Origin of the sequence: Bacillus sp. YP1, from assembly GCF_000877815.1 — a bacterium.
Classification (GTDB): domain Bacteria; phylum Bacillota; class Bacilli; order Bacillales; family Bacillaceae; genus Bacillus; species Bacillus subtilis.
In genome coordinates this window covers 3,177,865-3,194,620 of the sequence record NZ_CP010014.1, presented here as the reverse complement: position 1 = coordinate 3,194,620, position 16,756 = coordinate 3,177,865, and the positions used below count along the sequence as shown (strand labels likewise).

Genomic DNA, 16,756 nt, shown 5'->3' with positions numbered 1-16,756 from the left:
GATGGGACAAAAGCCGAAAATCGCAATCTTTGGCGGCGGTACAGGTCTTTCTGTATTGCTTCGGGGCCTAAAGCATAAACCTGTTGACATCACGGCCATTGTAACAGTTGCTGATGATGGCGGAAGCTCTGGCCGTCTGCGGAATGAACTGAAAATTCCGCCTCCCGGAGACATCAGAAATGTGCTTGCCGCTTTATCCGATGTGGAGCCGCTTGTTGAAGATCTTTTTCAGCACCGCTTCAATAAAGGGAATGACTTAACAGGCCATTCTCTCGGGAATTTGATTTTGGCAGCGATGACAAATATAACCGGTGATTTTTTTCACGCTGTCACTGAAATGAGCAAGGTGCTGAATGTAAGAGGAAAGGTTTTGCCGGCTGCCAATGCCAGTGTTGTTTTGCATGCTGAGATGGAAGACGGCCGCGTGGTCTCAGGCGAGTCAACGATCCCAGAATACGGACAGCGCATTAAGCGTGTTTTTCTCACGCCTGAACAGATTGATCCGCTGCCGGAAACAATAGACGTGATCAGGGAAGCGGATTTGATTATTATCGGCCCGGGAAGCCTCTATACAAGCATTCTTCCCAATTTGCTCGTCCCAAAAATCGGGGAAGAAGTGATAAAGGCGCCGGCGAAAAAAGTATACATTTGCAACGTGATGACTCAGCCCGGCGAAACGCTCCATTACACCGCTGCTGATCATGTGAAAGCGCTCAATCAGCATATGGGCTGCGGTTTTATTGATACGATATTAGTGAACAGTGAAGACATTCCCGACGAAATAAAACGTAAGTACGAAATGGAATCGGCGCGTCCTGTTGATTTTGATATCGAAGAGCTGAAAGCGATGGGGCTTGAAGTCATCAGAGATCAAATTGTAACGTATAAAAATGACGTAATACGTCACGATACACATAAAGTGGCCTCTCTTCTTGTTGATTTACTGAAAGAATGAAGCCTTGAAATGAGGTGGCTATATGTCATTTGCATCAGAAACAAAAAAAGAATTAACGAATCTGGAAGTGAAGGACTGCTGCATTAATGCCGAGCTGTCTGCACTCATTCGGATGAATGGAGCTTTATCATTTACAAACCGCCATCTCGTACTCGATGTTCAAACCGAAAACGCGGCGATTGCCCGCCGCATCTATACATTGCTGAAAAAACAATATGATGTGTCGGTCGAGCTGCTGGTCAGAAAGAAAATGCGGCTGAAAAAGAATAACGTCTATATTGTGCGTTTTTCAGAAAATGCAAAAACAATCTTAGAGGATTTAAAAATACTCGGGGAGAATTTTGTGTTTGAACGAAGTATTTCGAAAGAGCTGGTCAAAAAGAGATGCTGCAAGCGTTCTTATATGAGAGGAGCATTTTTGGCAGGAGGTTCGGTCAATAACCCGGAAACCTCCTCGTATCATTTAGAAATCTTCTCTCTTTATAAGGAGCATAACGATTCATTATGCGACCTGTTAAATGAGTTTCAGTTAAACAGCAAAACGCTTGAACGGAAAAAAGGCTACATTACCTATTTAAAAGAGGCTGAAAAGATTACAGAGTTTCTGAACGTAATTGGCGCTCACAATTCGCTTCTGCGATTTGAGGATGTCAGAATCGTCCGGGACATGAGAAATTCGGTCAACCGCCTCGTCAATTGTGAAACAGCCAACTTAAACAAAACAATCGGCGCATCGCTGAGACAGGTGGAAAATATTAAATACATCGATGAAAGAATCGGCCTGGAGGCGCTGCCTGAAAAACTTCGGGAAATTGCGCAGCTGCGGATTGATTATCAGGAAGTGACGCTGAAAGAGCTGGGGGAAATGGTAGCAAGCGGGAAAATCAGCAAATCAGGGATCAATCACAGGCTGAGAAAACTTGACGAAATCGCAGAACAGCTGCGGACAGGGCAAACCGTCACTTTAAAATAACCGTAAAGAAAAGGGGAGATCTTATGGTTCAACAGAAAGTGGAAGTTCGATTAAAGACAGGACTGCAAGCACGTCCTGCTGCTTTGTTTGTACAAGAAGCAAACCGGTTTACGTCAGATGTGTTTCTTGAGAAGGATGGGAAAAAAGTAAACGCCAAAAGCATCATGGGGCTGATGAGCCTTGCGGTAAGCACAGGCACTGAGGTTACCTTGATTGCCCAGGGAGAAGATGAACAAGAGGCGCTGGAGAAGCTGGCAGCTTACGTTCAAGAAGAAGTTTAGGTGATAAAAATGAGTGACTTTCTAAAAGACTGCTTTCAGAAAATCGGCTGGGAGAAAGATCATGTCAGCTTCGGCGATCTTCCCCTTTTTCTCAAAGCAATGGCATACCGTTTTCCATTCGAAAACCGTGCCGTACTTGCAAAAGAGAACTATAAGATCACAAAAGAAGAGCTGTGGCGACGTCTGCTCAAAGATCAGCACGGCGGCCTATGCTACGATTTAAATGGTTTCCTTTATTTTGTCTTGCGTGAGGCCGGGTTTCATGTGAAGCTCATTCGAGGAACGGTTTATGCAGGCAATCAAGAGGGATGGGCACTAGAAGGGACGCATGCTGCTGTATGGCTGTCTGCGGAAAACGGCGATTATCTCGTTGATATCGGCTTCGGCATCAACCTTGCGCTCCAGCCAATACCACTTTCCGGAGAAACGGTACAGTCACCAGTCGGGTCATTCCGAATCAAAAAAGAAGAGACAGAAAAGGGCAGCCATTTGCTGCTGATGGACAAAAGAGAAGGCTGGCAAATTGGGTACGCCTTTACCCTTGAAGAGAGTGATCTCTGTGATTTAGATAACATGAAGGACATGATTCACTCTCATGAAAAATCTCCTTTTAACAAATCACCGCTTGCCTCAAAGCTGACGCCGAGCGGAAGGATGGTCATGTCAGACCGCCATTTTACGATTCATGAAAACGGCGGTAACATTCAAAAAAGCGACATCGGCCCTTCAGGATTTGAAGAGAAATTAAATACTTATTTTTTGTAACATGAAAAGCTTGCAGCATGTCTGCAAGCTTTTTTTGTGAACAAAGAAGATAGTTGTGACCTATCAGGAACAAGTATTAATAGCCATATCAAAAGCATCCTCGGGAATATATATTTTACCGTTGTCAATCTTATAAGGAATTTGATTTTCTTTAAAGCATTTTTTGTTATCTTCTGTTACTGTATCTCCCCATTCAGTGAATTTACCTGTGTAATTTTTTTCACAACCAGAAATTATACAGAGGACAGAAATTAGCATTAACATTTTTTTCAAATAAATCACCCTCTCACAGTTTATTTCAACTATATCAAAAAATACCTTTTGTGAAAATAATTGTTGATAATACAATTTTGATATGATAAAATTTTACATGTTATTACATTATTTGGAGGTTTAATTTGTGAAAAAGAGTATAATTCTGTTATCAAGCGTAGTAATTTCAGCAACAATTTTTACTTCATCAACGGCTTTAGCCAAAGAATATTCACCAGATAAACTACAATATTCAAAGACCGAACACACAAAAAAGAATAAATTATATTTAACTGAACAGGAACTCAGAAATACGGACTTCAATATGTTAAGTAAAGTAAATGATCAACTAGAAAAAAAGATTGCTAACAAAAATTATACAGAAGAAGAACTTAATCAAATTGCTGCTAAAGCAATTCAGCAAGCAATTCAAAATAAATCAACTTCTTTTTCAGCTATGGATTACAGTATTCCCGGTTTTGGAGCTTTAACTGATGCAGAGATTCGTTTAGCAAAAAGTAATCCGCTTGAATTTGTGAAGTATGGTAATGCTGCACAAGAAGCTAAAGCGGAAGCGGAAAAATATTATGGTAAAGAACAACTTGGGAAAGGAAATGGAGATGCATTTCGCCATAGTTATTGGAATGCTCGTCTAGTACAATCGTTTGGCGGAGGACCAAGCCATGGGTATAATAGAGCAAAAGTATGGGCAACGGCACATGAATCAAAGTCTTCAGGTTTAGATAAACAGATGGATCTTATGAACAATGAAACTGGGAGATTTCTTGCTACTGAAAACTATTATACATATAGTAGCGTAAAATATAGCAGTGTCTTAAGAAGTATGGTTAAACAAGGTAGTCTAGTAAGGATCGTGAATGGTAAGTTAGTAGCTACTAACGGTACTACAGGAAAATAGTTTTTATTTTGGTTTTGTTAGAATATTTTATAGACTTTTTCGCTTGTTGATTATATCCATTTGTTTGGATTTAGTCACAAGCTTTTTTTATTATAAAAAGCACATAACTTAACCAAAGGCAATAAAAAAATTAAATGAATTTTTTATTAATTGAAAAAGAGAACTTACTAAAAACTCTCAACTATATTATATATTTCGGTTAAAATATCACTTTATTGGCTTTTACAACTTTACCTATTTTGACTGCTTTCTATAGGCAAGTTGAATCGCTTGGTTTCCCTTATGCTATAATAATTTTGGAATCTTCTAGAAAAATCATCGTGATGTACATATAAGGGGGATCAACGTGTATCGGATTTTGCTTGTGGAAGATGATGAGCGGATTGCTTCTTTGCTGGGCGGTCATCTTCAAAAATACGGATATGAAGTGAAAATTGCTGAACAGCTGAATGATATAAAATTGGAATTTGCAGAAATGAAGCCTGATCTTGTGCTGCTTGATATCAACCTGCCTTTTTTTGACGGGTTTTATTGGTGCAGGCAAATCCGTACCATTTCCAATGCGCCGATTATCTTTATATCGGCACGGACCGATGAGCTGAATCAGGTAATGGCGATTGAAAATGGCGGCGATGATTATATCACAAAGCCGTTCCATCTAGAGGTAGTGATGGCCAAAATCAAAAGCGTCCTGCGCCGCACATATGGTGAATACTCGCCCTCTTTGCCGCAGGAATCAAGAATAGTGGAGCTTGGCGGGCTAACGATTTATCCTGATCAAAATGAAGCGGAGTGGAACAGCGTCCGGATTTTGTTTTCCCAAAAAGAATTCCAGCTTCTCTCGATTTTTGTGAGGGAGCATAAAAAAATTGTCTCTCGTGATGAACTATTGGAGGCGTTATGGGATGACGTTGATTTTGTCGATGACAATACGTTAACGGTCAATGTCAACCGGCTGCGGAGAAAACTGGAGAATGCAGGACTGAAAGATTGCATTTCCACAATCAGAGGACAAGGCTATCAATTTCAAGTCAATCGGAAGGATGAAGCGGAATGTTAAAGACTTATCTCATCGACCGCTTAGCCATTATTCTATTTTCATTATTAGGGATAGGATCCGCCATGCTGATTGCGTATTTAAGCATTATCGAGAGCGGCGCAGAACCTTCCAAAGAAAATATGATGTACATATGGATTTTGCCCGGTACTCTTTTAGCCGCAGGTTTTGCTGCTGATTATGTTCGGCAAATTTCCTTTCTCACCTATGTTAAAAAGCTTGCAGAACAAGCCTCTTCTTCGAATGACATCGGACAGTCTTTGAAAGCCCGAAAGCCAAGAACAGGAGAGCAAGCGCTTTGGACGAAAATGATCAACGCACTCGGGCAGCAATACGAAAGCAGGCTCTCACAATATATCAATCAGCAAAAACAGCATTATACCTTCACCAACCAATGGGTCCACCATATGAAAACACCGGTATCCGTCATATCCTTAATGATTCAGGAAGGAAAAAACGGAACTTCATCCTCTTTTCCGACGTTTTTAGAGGAGCTGGAGGATGAGAATGAGAGATTTCGCCACGGTCTTGATATGATGCTGCAAACGGCCCGGCTGGAGGAATTTGCATTTGATGTAAAGCCGCAAACTTTTGATTTGACAGAAATGGTTCGTTCACTGATCAATCAGGAAAAACGTCAGTTTATTAAACGGCGCCTTTTTCCAACATTACATGTGCCGCCAAATGCCATTCAGATTTCCAGTGATCAAAAGTGGCTTTCCTTTGTTGTTGAGCAAATCCTTTTCAACGCCTTAAAATATTCCAAGCAAGGTGTGGGAGACCCTATTACAATCCGTATTGAAACGCAGGGACATGAGACGCGATTGTCGGTTGCCGACGAAGGAATCGGCATACCGCCGCAGGATCTGCCGCGGATTTTTGACGCGTTTTTTACCGGAGAAAACGGACGAACCATGAAAGAGGCAACTGGAATGGGCCTTTATTTGGCAAAACAGGTGTGCAGCCGTCTCGGCCATAAGCTGTATGCGGAATCAAAAGAAGGGGCTGGCACTGTGATGACCATCGTGTTTTCAAGTGACACCCTCGTGAATGTGACAGCATTGTAAGGTTGGGGAGCGGAATTGCAAGAAAGTTCGATGGGAGGATGCTGACTTCCTTTTTATAATAAAGAAAAAGGAGGAGCAGAACATGAACGTGTTGCAAACAACGAACCTATCGAAAACGTACTATTCAAATAAAGGAACAATATCATACCAAGCGCTCAGCGCCTTTGATCTCAGTGTGTCAAAAGGAGAATTTGTCGGGATTATGGGGCCGTCGGGAAGCGGAAAAACCACGCTTTTGAATTTGCTGGCTACCATTGATAAGCCGACCCAGGGCGAGATGATGATCAACGGCATTCAGCCGAAAACGTTAAAGGACCAAGAGCTGGCTTTGTTTCGCAGAAGAGAACTCGGCTTCGTCTTTCAGGATTTTAATCTGCTTGATACGCTGACGATTCGTGAAAATATTCTCTTGCCGCTCGCATTGGATAAGGTAAAGCTGAGAGAAATGGAAGCCCGATTGGATGAACTGGCGGATACGCTGCAAATCAAGCATATTCTCGATCACCGCACATATGAGGTGTCGGGCGGACAGCAGCAGCGGGCAGCCTGTGCCAGAGCGATTATTCACAATCCAGCGCTCATTCTTGCCGATGAACCGACAGGAAACCTCGACTCAAAATCGGCAAAGCAAGTGATGAACACACTAGCTCAGTTGAATGAGGAAAAGGAAGCGACGATTCTGTTGGTTACGCATGATGCCACAGCAGCAAGTTTCTGTAAACGAATTGTTTTTATTAAAGACGGACGTTTCTTTTCAGAGATTCACAGAGGAACAAACAGGCAGGTGTTTTATCAAAGTATATTGGATACCTTGAGTGTGTTGGGAGGCGATTTTCATGAATTTGAGAACTATCGCCCGTAAAAACATTCTTGGGAATCTGCAACGGTATGTGGCCTACTTTTTAAGCTGTGTGTTTGCCGTTTCGGTGTTTTTTGTCTTCACATCATTTATTTTTCATCCTGATGTCAATGAAGACAATATATATGGCGGAAGCCTTGTCAAAACATGCTTGAGCGCAGCTCTTGTCGTCATCATTGTGTTTTGTATATTTTTCATCACATATTCCAATTCAGCGTTTTTGCAGGCAAGAAAGAAAGAGTTTGGGCTGCTGACACTGTTTGGCACATCAAAGCAGCAGCTTCGCAAGATGATTTATTATGAGCAGTCACTTATTTCTCTTGCGGCGATTGCGGCCGGCATTGGAGCAGGCCTGTTATTTTCAAAACTGTTTTTTATGATCATGACATGGATGCTCAGCGTGAAGGTGCCGATTTCGTTTGCCATTGTGCCGAAAGCGTTTGTGATGACAATTGCCGGCTTTCTCATCCTGTTTCAGACGCTGCTCATTTTATCACTGGGACGGATTCGGAAGCTGGAAATCATTGAACTGATTAAATCGGCCAAAAAGCCGAAAAGCTTGCCGGTTTATTCGAAATGGCTCACTGTATTGTCTTTGCTATGTCTTGGCAGCGGTTATTATCTATCTGCAACAGCCAATGCAATTGACATGATGTTTCGGGTATTTCCAATTTTGATTTTAGTGTTAATTGGCACGTATTTCTTTTTTACACAAAGCAGTGTGGCGTTTTTCCGCATGCTGTACCGAAAGAAACACAGCTTCTACAAAGGCACAAATATCATTGTGCGTTCCAACATGATATTCAGGCTGAAGGATCATGCACGCATGCTGTTTTTAACCTCTGTCATTACAGCGGTCATACTAACAGCTACAGGTGTCATCTATATGTTTTATTCCGATTTACAAAGGCAGGAGGAGCAAAGCATTCCTCAGTCTGTTTCCTGGGTGGAAAAGGATGCTTCCCGCTTTCAGGTCATGAAGCCTGAGACGGCTGAGAATACATTGAAAAAAGCTCATGTTGTTATCAAGTATAAGGTGGATGCCACTGGGATTCCTGTCACTTTTCAGTCAGACTTGCCGTATGGAAATAAGAAGATGGAAGCGGAAGCTTTGCTGATTTCAGAAAAGGTCTATAATCAAGTCGCAAAGGAAAAAGGGTTCCCAGTTATTCATTTACAAGAAAATGAAGCATTTATTAATGTTTCTTTTCAAATGATGGTTAAAGACACATTTGGAGAAGGGGAAACAGCAGCATTTCATATGAAGTCAGGAAAAACCCTTTCCTACGTCATGAAAAAGCAGCAAAACAAAGGGATATTGATGTCTGTCGATGGAGTCAGCCGTTTATTGGTTGTCAGCGAAAAGAGCTTTGACAGTCTGTCACAGGATGTGCCGCTGAAGGAACAGATGAGAATGGTAGGTTATGAGCTTGAGCATTGGCAGGAGACGGTGGATGTCTCTGAAAAGCTTGAAAACATGGTGCCGAAAGAACATACATCTGATTTTCAAACACGTGCTCCTAGTTATCAAATTGTGAAGCAGGGAGTTGCATTAATGCTGTTTATTGGTCTGTTTGTCAGCGTGCTGTTTTTTATCGTGCAAGGAAGCATGCTGTATTTGCGGATGTTTACGGAAATAGAAGATACGAGAGTGCAGGTGTTAGCGTTAAAAAGGATAGGGGTTACGGACAAAGAGATTCACTCGATCCTTGGAAAGCAAATAGGATTTTTATTCTTCATCCCATTTATCGCAGGTACGATTCACGCCGGCTTTGCGTATGCAGCGTTAAGTAATATGCTGAATTCCAATTTATTTCTTGAGGCCGTAATTGTCATCTTCATTTATTTTGTATTCCAGGCTGTTTATTATATCGTCACCCGCCATATTTATAAGCGTGCTGTTCTTCAGCGTATGTAATAGAAATCCGGTCTGTTATCAGACCGGATTTTTGATTTATTGAAATTCTCTTGTGAGATTTTTCGGTGTTTGTCCTTGAATGGCTGCAATCATATTTTCGGCGGCCTGTTTGCACATGTTGAAGCGCACTTTAGCTGTTGCTGAACCGATATGAGGAAGCAGCGTGACATTATCCAGCTGCAGAAGCGGATTATCTCGGGTGACAGGCTCTTTTTCGTATACATCTAAGCCGGCTCCCCTGATCCAGCCTTCCTGAAGAGCGCGAACCAGTGCTTTTTCATCGACTGTCTTTCCCCGGGAAATATTGACGAAAATTGCTGAATCCTTCATTAACTTAAATTCACGTTCTCCTATCATGTGATAGGTTTCATCAGTCAGCGGCGTAATGAGAAGAATAAAATCAGATTGCTCCAGCAATGTATCAAGCTCTGCATACTTAACGCCGATGCTGTCTTCTGTTTCTTGTTTGCGATGTCGGTTATGATAAAGCACTTCCATATCAAAACCAAATTTGGCGCGTCTCGCTGCTTGTTCTCCAATTCTGCCCATGCCGATAATGCCTAACGTTTGATGATGAACATCAATTCCGAAAAGCGCTTCCTCTTCCACGGTTCCCCATTTTCCTGCTCTGACAAAACGGTCCAGTTCGGCAACACGTCTGGCGGAAGACAGAATCAGTGAAAAAGCCAGATCTGCAACTGTGTCATCCAGTGTATAAGGTGTATGAGTCCCGACGACTCCTCTTTCTTTCATTGCTTCTATATCGAAGTTATCGTAGCCTACTGATTGGTTGCTGACCACTTTGAGCTTAGGCGCGTGTTCCAGCAACTCACGATTGATTGACGGCCCGGAAGTCCCTGACGTTAAAAGCCCTTCCGCATCTTTTAATTTTTCAAATAGCACGTCACTCGGAAGCGTATCCTCCTGCCATACTTCATAACGGCAATGTTCACCGATGAATGCTTCAATCTCTTCAGGAATCGGTTTTGTGATAAATACAAATGGTTTCAACAAGGCTCCCCCTTTATGGCTATTGTCTATTTCATTATATCGGAAATAAATAGATGTTAAAAATATAGCTGCATTCTTTTTATTTTCTGGTTCTTTTGAACTTAAAATGGAGATCGAACAGCTAAATCTGCTTAAAAAAGTTTTTTAATTATCAGAATTCACCCATATTTTTTGTCAGACAAATCATCAATATGCGAGCAGCAGCCGGATTATAGGATTCATTAAATATAAATTTTATTATCTTTGAAAGATATAAATGTTTATGTTTTGATTCTACAGTTCAATTATAGTGTCTTTTTTTGAAATCCTTTTCTTGGCTTATTCCTATGCTATAATTCCTTACTGTAAGCTGGGTAAGAAGGCTTGCAAAATCATATGGATGGGAGATGAATCAAATGGTTTCTTTAACATCAATTTTGGAACACAATCAGCGGTTTGTCAGAGAGAAGAAGTATGAACCGTACAAAACGACAAAGTTTCCTTCAAAAAAGCTCGTCATTGTCACCTGTATGGATACAAGGCTTACAGAACTTCTTCCGCAAGCAATGGGGCTTAGAAACGGTGATGCTAAAATTGTAAAAAACGCGGGAGCCATCGTTTCTCACCCATTTGGAAGCGTGATGCGAAGCATACTGGTCGCGATTTATGAATTGCAGGCTGAAGAGGTATGCATTGTCGGCCATCATGAATGCGGAATGTCAGGGCTAAATGCGTCCTCGATTCTTGAGAAAGCAAAGGAACGCGGGGTGGAGGATAGCTGCCTGAATTTGCTGACGAGTGCCGGACTCGATTTGAAAACGTGGCTGACTGGTTTTCACAGCGTGGAAGAAAGCGTTTCCCACAGTGTGAACATGATTAAGAATCATCCGCTGCTTCCGAAAAAGGTGCCGGTTCACGGGCTTGTCATTCACCCTGAAACAGGAAAACTTGATGTGGTCATTAACGGTTATGAAACTGAGCTAATAAACAATCACTCATAAGGGAGGTTATAACAAAATATGCGATTCTCAGGGAGATTCAAGGGATACAATTTACAGAAATTTCAGAAAGACTTAATTGCAGGTATCGTAGTAGGTGTCGTGGCAATTCCTTTAGGAATGGCGTTTGCCATTGCCTCGGGAGTCGAGCCCGAATACGGGCTGTATACTGTTGTTATAGCGGGGATTTGTATCTCTTTGTTCGGAGGATCTAAATATCAAATTGGCGGTCCGACAGGCGCCTTTGTCCCGATACTGTTCGGCATTATCATGCAGTACGGATTAGAGAATCTGCTGATTGCGGGGTTTATGGCAGGGGTAATGCTGGTGCTGTTTGGGCTGTTTAAGCTCGGAAAAATAATGAAATTTGTGCCTAAACCCGTTATCGTCGGTTTTACAGCAGGAATTGCCGTGTTAATCTTTACGGAACAAATCGCTAATTTTCTCGGATTGAGAAATGTTGAAAAACATGAGAACTTTCACCACAACATGTTTGAAATTGTGCAGCAGCTCGGCACCTTTAACGTGTATGCCATTTTGACAGCTGTGATCGGGCTCGTCATTTTGCTTGTATCCGCCAAGGTGATGCCTAAAGTGCCGGGCGCTTTGTTGGCGCTTCTTATTTCCACAGTGGTCGCGGTTGTCTTTTTCCCTGACCGCATGGCAACGATCGGGTCAACTTATGGAGAAATCCCCCGCCATTTGCCTGAATTTCAGTTTCCTGAGTTTACTTTGGATAGAATGGTCATGCTGTTTCCGGCTGCGCTTGTCATCGCGCTTCTTGGAGGACTTGAGTCGATTTTGTCCGCAATGGTCGCTGATAACATGAAGGGCTCAAAGCATGACAGCAACAAGGAGCTTGTCGGCCAGGGAATTGCGAATATGGCAGCGCCCCTGTTTGGCGGAATCCCGGCTACAGGAGCGATTGCGAGAACGGCGACCAATATAAAAAACGGAGCGGTTTCCCCAGTTTCCGGCGTCGTTCACGGCGTAGTCGTTCTCCTTGTCCTGCTTGTATTTGCGCCTTATGCGTCCCATGTGCCGCTCGCCAGTATGGCACCGATTCTCATGGTGGTCGCATGGAATATGAGTGAGCGCAAGGAAGTCGCAAACATGCTGAGACTGAAAAACGCTGATTCCTTTATTTTGGCGGCGACCTTCGCCCTTACGGTTCTGTTTGACTTAATCATCGGTGTGGCAACCGGATTGCTGCTCGCATTTGTGTTCTTTATCAGAAGAATGAGCGAAGCGACCCGCATCCACAATCAGGAATCGCATCCTGTTCTGGCGAAGAGAGAAGATCCATCTGTCAGCATGTATGCCATAGAAGGGCCGCTGTTTTTCGGGTCAATTGATTCCCTTGAATCGTCATTGCTGGAGCATGTACAGAAAAAACCGAAAACCCTCATTCTGCTCATGAATAAGGTGAACTATATGGATACGTCAGCTGAAGCGGTGCTTGGGAACATTATGAATCGAATTAAACGCCACAATGGAAAGCTGATGATTGTAGGATTGCAATCGCAGCCGAAGGAGCTGCTGCATAAAACAGGCCTTTTTCACAAAATAGGAAAGCAGCATTTCTTTGATCACCATGATGAAATCACAGGTTAAAAAAAGCGGCCATCGCGGCCGCTTTTTTATGCATGCTCAAATCGTTTTGGCAGTTTTTCTTGGTGGGCCTTCATGACGTCTTCTAAAGAGACACCATACATATCAGCAAGAATGGCGATATTTCCGATGACATCTCCCATTTCTTCAATCAATTCTTGTTTTTGCTCAGCGCGTGACGATTCTTTCTCATCCGGCCGGTCTCTGCCGATTTCATACGCCCTGACAGCCCGGGCCAGTTCTCCGGCTTCCTCCATTAAAAAGCCGACGCGAATAAAAGGTCCGTATTCTGTCCAGCCTCTTTTTTCGTAAAACTCTTTCATCCATTTTTCTGCATCAGCCAGCTGCAACCTCATCACTCCTGCATTCTTTATGTATTTCATATTGATATTATCACATGAAGATGGGACAATATATAGTGTGTTTTTGAATATTTAACACGATATATAGATGCGGAGATGACAAGATGAAAACCATTTGTGTATTTGCGGGATCAAACCCTGGGGGAAATGAAGCGTATAAAAGAAAAGCGGCAGAGCTTGGCGTGTATATGGCTGAGCAGGGAATCGGCCTTGTCTATGGGGGCTCCCGCGTAGGCTTGATGGGCACGATTGCTGACGCGATTATGGAAAACGGCGGAACTGCAATCGGGGTCATGCCGAGCGGTTTGTTCAGCGGGGAGGTTGTCCATCAAAACCTGACTGAGCTGATTGAAGTAAACGGGATGCATGAACGAAAGGCTAAAATGAGCGAGCTGGCGGACGGCTTTATCTCGATGCCGGGCGGCTTCGGTACATATGAAGAATTATTTGAAGTGCTGTGCTGGGCACAGATCGGCATCCACCAAAAGCCAATCGGACTGTACAATGTAAACGGATATTTTGAACCAATGATGAAAATGGTGAAATACAGCATTCAAGAAGGGTTTTCTAACGAATCGCACCTAAAACTGATTCACAGCTCGTCACGGCCGGATGAGTTAATTGAGCAAATGCAAAATTATTCTTATCCGATTTTAGAAAAAAAGTGGACAGAAATTTAAAAAAGAGACTTTCTCATGGAAGTGGAGAGAATGAGTTATGATCCATGAAATATCGAGTGTTTTTAACAAAGTGAGGTTTCCTTAAGGGAAATCTCTTTTTTATTTCTCTTTTGCCTGCATCGTATATTTAGCAGTAATAGAGGACTTTATCACTAGTTTGGATAATAAGCACAGATAAGGAGGGGATGAAAATGGCAACTTTGTCAGATGTGGCGAAAAAAGCAAATGTTTCAAAAATGACGGTATCACGAGTGATCAATCACCCTGAGACGGTGACAGATGAATTGAAAAAGCTTGTTCATTCTGCGATGAAAGAGCTGAATTACATCCCTAATTATGCGGCGAGAGCGCTCGTGCAAAACAGAACACAGGTTGTGAAACTATTGATACTTGAGGAAATGGATACGACAGAACCATATTACATGAACCTGCTGACAGGAATCAGCAGGGAGCTGGATCGCAATCACTATGCTCTCCAGCTTGTGACAAGAAATTCTCTTAATATTGGCCAATGTGACGGCATTATTGCCACCGGCTTGAGAAAGAACGATTTTGAAGGTGTAATAAAAGCTTTTGAGAAGCCGCTCGTCGTATTTGGACAAAATGAAATGGGCTATGACTTTATCGATGTGAATAACGAGAAAGGCACTTTTATGGCAACCCGCCATGTTATGGGGCTGGGGGAGCGGGAAGTTGTCTTTTTTGGCATTGATTTAGATGAGCCTTTCGAACGTGCAAGAGAACAGGGGTATATACGGGCGATGAATAAAAGCTTTAAAAAATCGAATATGTTTCGGATCGACAACAGTTCTAAGAAAAGTGAAGGCCTTGCAAGAGAACTGCTGAAATCCATGGACAATCAGGCCGCATTTGTCTGCGCATCTGATCGAATCGCGCTCGGCGTCATTCGTGCGGCGCAATCCCTTGGAAAGCGAATTCCAGAAGACGTTGCGGTTACCGGGAATGACGGTGTGTTTCTTGATCGCATCTCCTCGCCGCGCTTGACTACAGTCAGACAGCCTGTTGTTGAAATGGGGGAAGCCTGTGCGAAAATGTTGCTGAAAAAAATGAATGAAGACGGTGCTGCACAAGGAAGTCTATTTTTTGAACCAGAGTTAATTGTACGAGAATCAACGCTGTAAGCGCCGTATTCTGTTATCGGTAACAGGGTGAAAAGGATTGTTCCCACAATTTCATCATGATACTTTCAAACTATGAGCCGGCTTCAATAAAACGGAAATCAAAGGGGGAAACATGATGGAATATGCAGCGATTCACCACCAGCCATTCAGCACAGATGCTTATTCTTATGATGGGCGGACTGTGCATATCAAGATTCGGACGAAAAAAGGTGATGCAGATCACATTCGATTCATTTGGGGTGATCCCTATGAGTACAACGACGGCAAATGGTCGGCAAACGAGCAGCCGATGAGAAAAATTGCTGCAACAGAAATGCATGACTATTGGTTTGCTGAAGTGGTGCCGCCATTTAGGCGTTTACAATATGCGTTTGTTGTAACAGACGATCATGAAGACATCTTTTTCGGAAGTTCGGGTTTATGCCCTTATAACGAAAAAACACTGGAAACGATTCATTATTACTTTAAATTTCCGTTTGTTCACGAGGCTGATACATTTCAAGCGCCTGAATGGGTCAAGTCAACGGTTTGGTATCAAATTTTTCCGGAGCGTTTTGCAAATGGAAGAGAAGACTTGTCACCGAAGAATTCATTGCCGTGGGGGAGCAAGGACCCGGGCGTCAATGATTTTTTTGGAGGAGATTTGCAAGGGATTGTTGACAAGCTTGATTATTTAGAGGATTTAGGGGTGAACGGCATTTATCTGACGCCGATCTTTTCCGCGCCTTCTAATCATAAATACGACACGCTGGATTACTTTTCTATTGATCCGCATTTCGGGGATCCAGAGATTTTTCGTACATTGGTCAGCCAGCTGCATCAGCGGGGGATGAGAATTATGCTTGATGCGGTTTTTAACCATATAGGAAGCGCGTCTCCGCAATGGCAGGATGTCGTTAAAAACGGAGATCAATCCCGCTATAAGGATTGGTTCCATATTCACTCTTTTCCCGTCACAGGCGACAATTATGACAGGTTTGCTTTTACAGCTGATATGCCGAAGCTAAACACGGCTAATCCCGAAGTGCAGAAATATTTGCTTGATATTGCTTTGTACTGGATTCGCGAATTTGACATTGACGGCTGGCGTTTGGATGTCGCAAATGAAGTGGATCACGTGTTTTGGAAGACATTCAGGCAGGCTGTATCTACTGAAAAGCCTGACGTTTATATTTTAGGTGAGATCTGGCATTCTGCCGAACCCTGGCTTAGAGGGGATGAATTTCATGCGGCGATGAATTACCCTTTTACAGAGCCTATGATTGAATATTTTGCTGACCGGACGATCCCAGCCTCACGTATGGCCTACCGTGTCAATGCACATTTGATGAATGGAATGAAGCAGGCCAATGAGGTGATGTTTAATTTACTGGATAGCCATGATACAAAGCGCCTTTTGACCAGATGCCGCAATGATGAGAAGAAAGCACGCGCGTTGCTGGCCTTTATGTTTGCCCAGACAGGCTCACCATGCATCTATTACGGGACGGAAATCGGGCTGGACGGCGAAAATGATCCATTATGCCGGAAATGTATGGTTTGGGAAAAGGAGAAGCAAAACCAAGACATGCTGCAATTTATGAAACGGTTAATTGCTTTACGCAAGCAGGAAAACACTTTATTGACTGAAGGACATCTTGAGTGGAATCTGCTGGACGACAAAAATGATTTTATTAGCTTTTCGCGGACTTTTGATGAAAAAATACTGATTTATTTCTTTAATCAAGGGAATGTGGTTCAACACGTCAGTTTACTAGATTTGAATATTGAAAGGAATAAGAGGATCTGTGATGCATGGACAGAGCAGCCGCTTCAGCATCACGATGTCATTGCCGTTCAGCCGGGAGAATTTTTGATTTTGAGTGCTGCTGCCCCAGTATAAAATTCTGTTATCGGTAACAAATCGAAAGTTGTTGTAACCGCTTTC

At 42.8% G+C, this 16,756-nt stretch carries 17 protein-coding genes; 14 read left to right on the top strand and 3 right to left on the bottom strand.

Translation table 11 applies throughout. The features are described 5' to 3' along the window. The first annotated feature begins 1 nt into the window (after position 1). The 4 genes from mgfK to QF06_RS15745 are packed head-to-tail and all read left to right on the top strand — an operon-like array spanning position 2 to position 2,974. The gene (gene mgfK, locus QF06_RS15760; RefSeq protein ID WP_003244450.1) at positions 2 to 955 is read left to right on the top strand and encodes a gluconeogenesis morphogenetic factor; all 954 of its coding nucleotides are present in this window, start codon (positions 2 to 4) and stop codon (positions 953 to 955) included. Between the two features lie 22 nt (positions 956 to 977). Then, a complete protein-coding gene (gene whiA / locus QF06_RS15755; RefSeq protein ID WP_003228147.1) occupies positions 978 to 1,928 on the top strand; it encodes a DNA-binding protein WhiA in 951 nt (316 codons plus the stop codon). Positions 1,929 to 1,951: 23 nt separating this feature from the next. Then, positions 1,952 to 2,209, top strand: coding sequence for an HPr family phosphocarrier protein (locus QF06_RS15750; protein ID WP_003219835.1), 258 nt, complete (start codon positions 1,952 to 1,954; stop codon positions 2,207 to 2,209). Beyond that, a complete protein-coding gene (locus tag QF06_RS15745) occupies positions 2,210 to 2,974 on the top strand; it encodes an arylamine N-acetyltransferase family protein (RefSeq protein ID WP_080332556.1) in 765 nt (254 codons plus the stop codon). 63 nt (positions 2,975 to 3,037) lie between these two features. On the opposite strand, the gene QF06_RS15740 is transcribed toward QF06_RS15745, so the two are convergent. Then, a complete protein-coding gene (locus QF06_RS15740; protein WP_373569463.1) occupies positions 3,038 to 3,238 on the bottom strand; it encodes a hypothetical protein in 201 nt (66 codons plus the stop codon). Positions 3,239 to 3,374: 136 nt separating this feature from the next. On the opposite strand from QF06_RS15740, the gene QF06_RS22035 reads away from it, so the two are divergent. The 5 genes from QF06_RS22035 to psdB all read left to right on the top strand — a co-directional run bounded on the left by QF06_RS22035 (position 3,375) and on the right by psdB (position 9,046). After that, entirely contained in the window at positions 3,375 to 4,145 is a 771-nt protein-coding gene (locus QF06_RS22035) for a DUF6973 domain-containing protein (RefSeq protein ID WP_043940202.1), read from the top strand. Between the two features lie 346 nt (positions 4,146 to 4,491). Beyond that, positions 4,492 to 5,205, top strand: coding sequence for a two-component system response regulator PsdR (gene psdR, locus QF06_RS15730; protein WP_003228163.1), 714 nt, complete (start codon positions 4,492 to 4,494; stop codon positions 5,203 to 5,205). Then, positions 5,199 to 6,269, top strand: coding sequence for a two-component sensor histidine kinase PsdS (gene psdS / locus QF06_RS15725; protein WP_041850492.1), 1,071 nt, complete (start codon positions 5,199 to 5,201; stop codon positions 6,267 to 6,269). Before psdR ends, psdS begins: the two co-directional genes overlap by 7 nt. A gap of 82 nt (positions 6,270 to 6,351) precedes the next feature. Continuing rightward, positions 6,352 to 7,131, top strand: a complete 780-nt coding sequence (gene psdA / locus QF06_RS15720; RefSeq protein WP_003228167.1) for a lantibiotic ABC transporter ATP-binding protein PsdA — start codon at positions 6,352 to 6,354, stop codon at positions 7,129 to 7,131. Next, entirely contained in the window at positions 7,106 to 9,046 is a 1,941-nt protein-coding gene (gene psdB / locus QF06_RS15715; protein ID WP_041850493.1) for a lantibiotic ABC transporter permease PsdB, read from the top strand. The genes psdA and psdB overlap by 26 nt, the downstream gene beginning before the upstream one ends. Before the next feature lie 36 nt (positions 9,047 to 9,082). Here the strand turns inward: psdB and QF06_RS15710 are convergent, their stop codons facing one another. Beyond that, a complete protein-coding gene (locus tag QF06_RS15710; RefSeq protein WP_072173470.1) occupies positions 9,083 to 10,060 on the bottom strand; it encodes a 2-hydroxyacid dehydrogenase in 978 nt (325 codons plus the stop codon). A 383-nt stretch (positions 10,061 to 10,443) separates the two neighbouring features. Here QF06_RS15710 and QF06_RS15705 point away from each other — a divergent pair, with 383 nt between their 5' ends. Both QF06_RS15705 and QF06_RS15700 read left to right on the top strand, forming a co-directional pair. Next, on the top strand, positions 10,444 to 11,037 hold the full coding sequence (locus QF06_RS15705; protein WP_003228173.1) for a beta-class carbonic anhydrase: 594 nt from the start codon (positions 10,444 to 10,446) through the stop codon (positions 11,035 to 11,037). Positions 11,038 to 11,055: 18 nt separating this feature from the next. Beyond that, positions 11,056 to 12,648, top strand: coding sequence for a SulP family inorganic anion transporter (locus QF06_RS15700; protein WP_041850494.1), 1,593 nt, complete (start codon positions 11,056 to 11,058; stop codon positions 12,646 to 12,648). Positions 12,649 to 12,674: 26 nt separating this feature from the next. On the opposite strand, the gene QF06_RS15695 is transcribed toward QF06_RS15700, so the two are convergent. Continuing rightward, positions 12,675 to 12,995, bottom strand: a complete 321-nt coding sequence (locus tag QF06_RS15695; protein ID WP_041850495.1) for a MazG nucleotide pyrophosphohydrolase domain-containing protein — start codon at positions 12,993 to 12,995, stop codon at positions 12,675 to 12,677. 116 nt (positions 12,996 to 13,111) lie between these two features. Between QF06_RS15695 and QF06_RS15690 the strand changes: the two genes are divergently transcribed. From QF06_RS15690 to mdxD, 3 genes are all read left to right on the top strand, one after another. After that, positions 13,112 to 13,687 (top strand): LOG family protein, encoded by a 576-nt coding sequence (locus QF06_RS15690; protein WP_003228180.1) that lies wholly within the window; start codon positions 13,112 to 13,114, stop codon positions 13,685 to 13,687. A gap of 191 nt (positions 13,688 to 13,878) precedes the next feature. Next, positions 13,879 to 14,829, top strand: coding sequence for a LacI family DNA-binding transcriptional regulator (locus QF06_RS15685; RefSeq protein ID WP_029318349.1), 951 nt, complete (start codon positions 13,879 to 13,881; stop codon positions 14,827 to 14,829). Positions 14,830 to 14,941: 112 nt separating this feature from the next. Beyond that, complete coding sequence (mdxD, locus tag QF06_RS15680) at positions 14,942 to 16,711, top strand: maltogenic alpha-amylase (protein ID WP_041850496.1); 1,770 nt, start codon at positions 14,942 to 14,944, stop codon at positions 16,709 to 16,711. Positions 16,712 to 16,756: the final 45 nt, after the last annotated feature.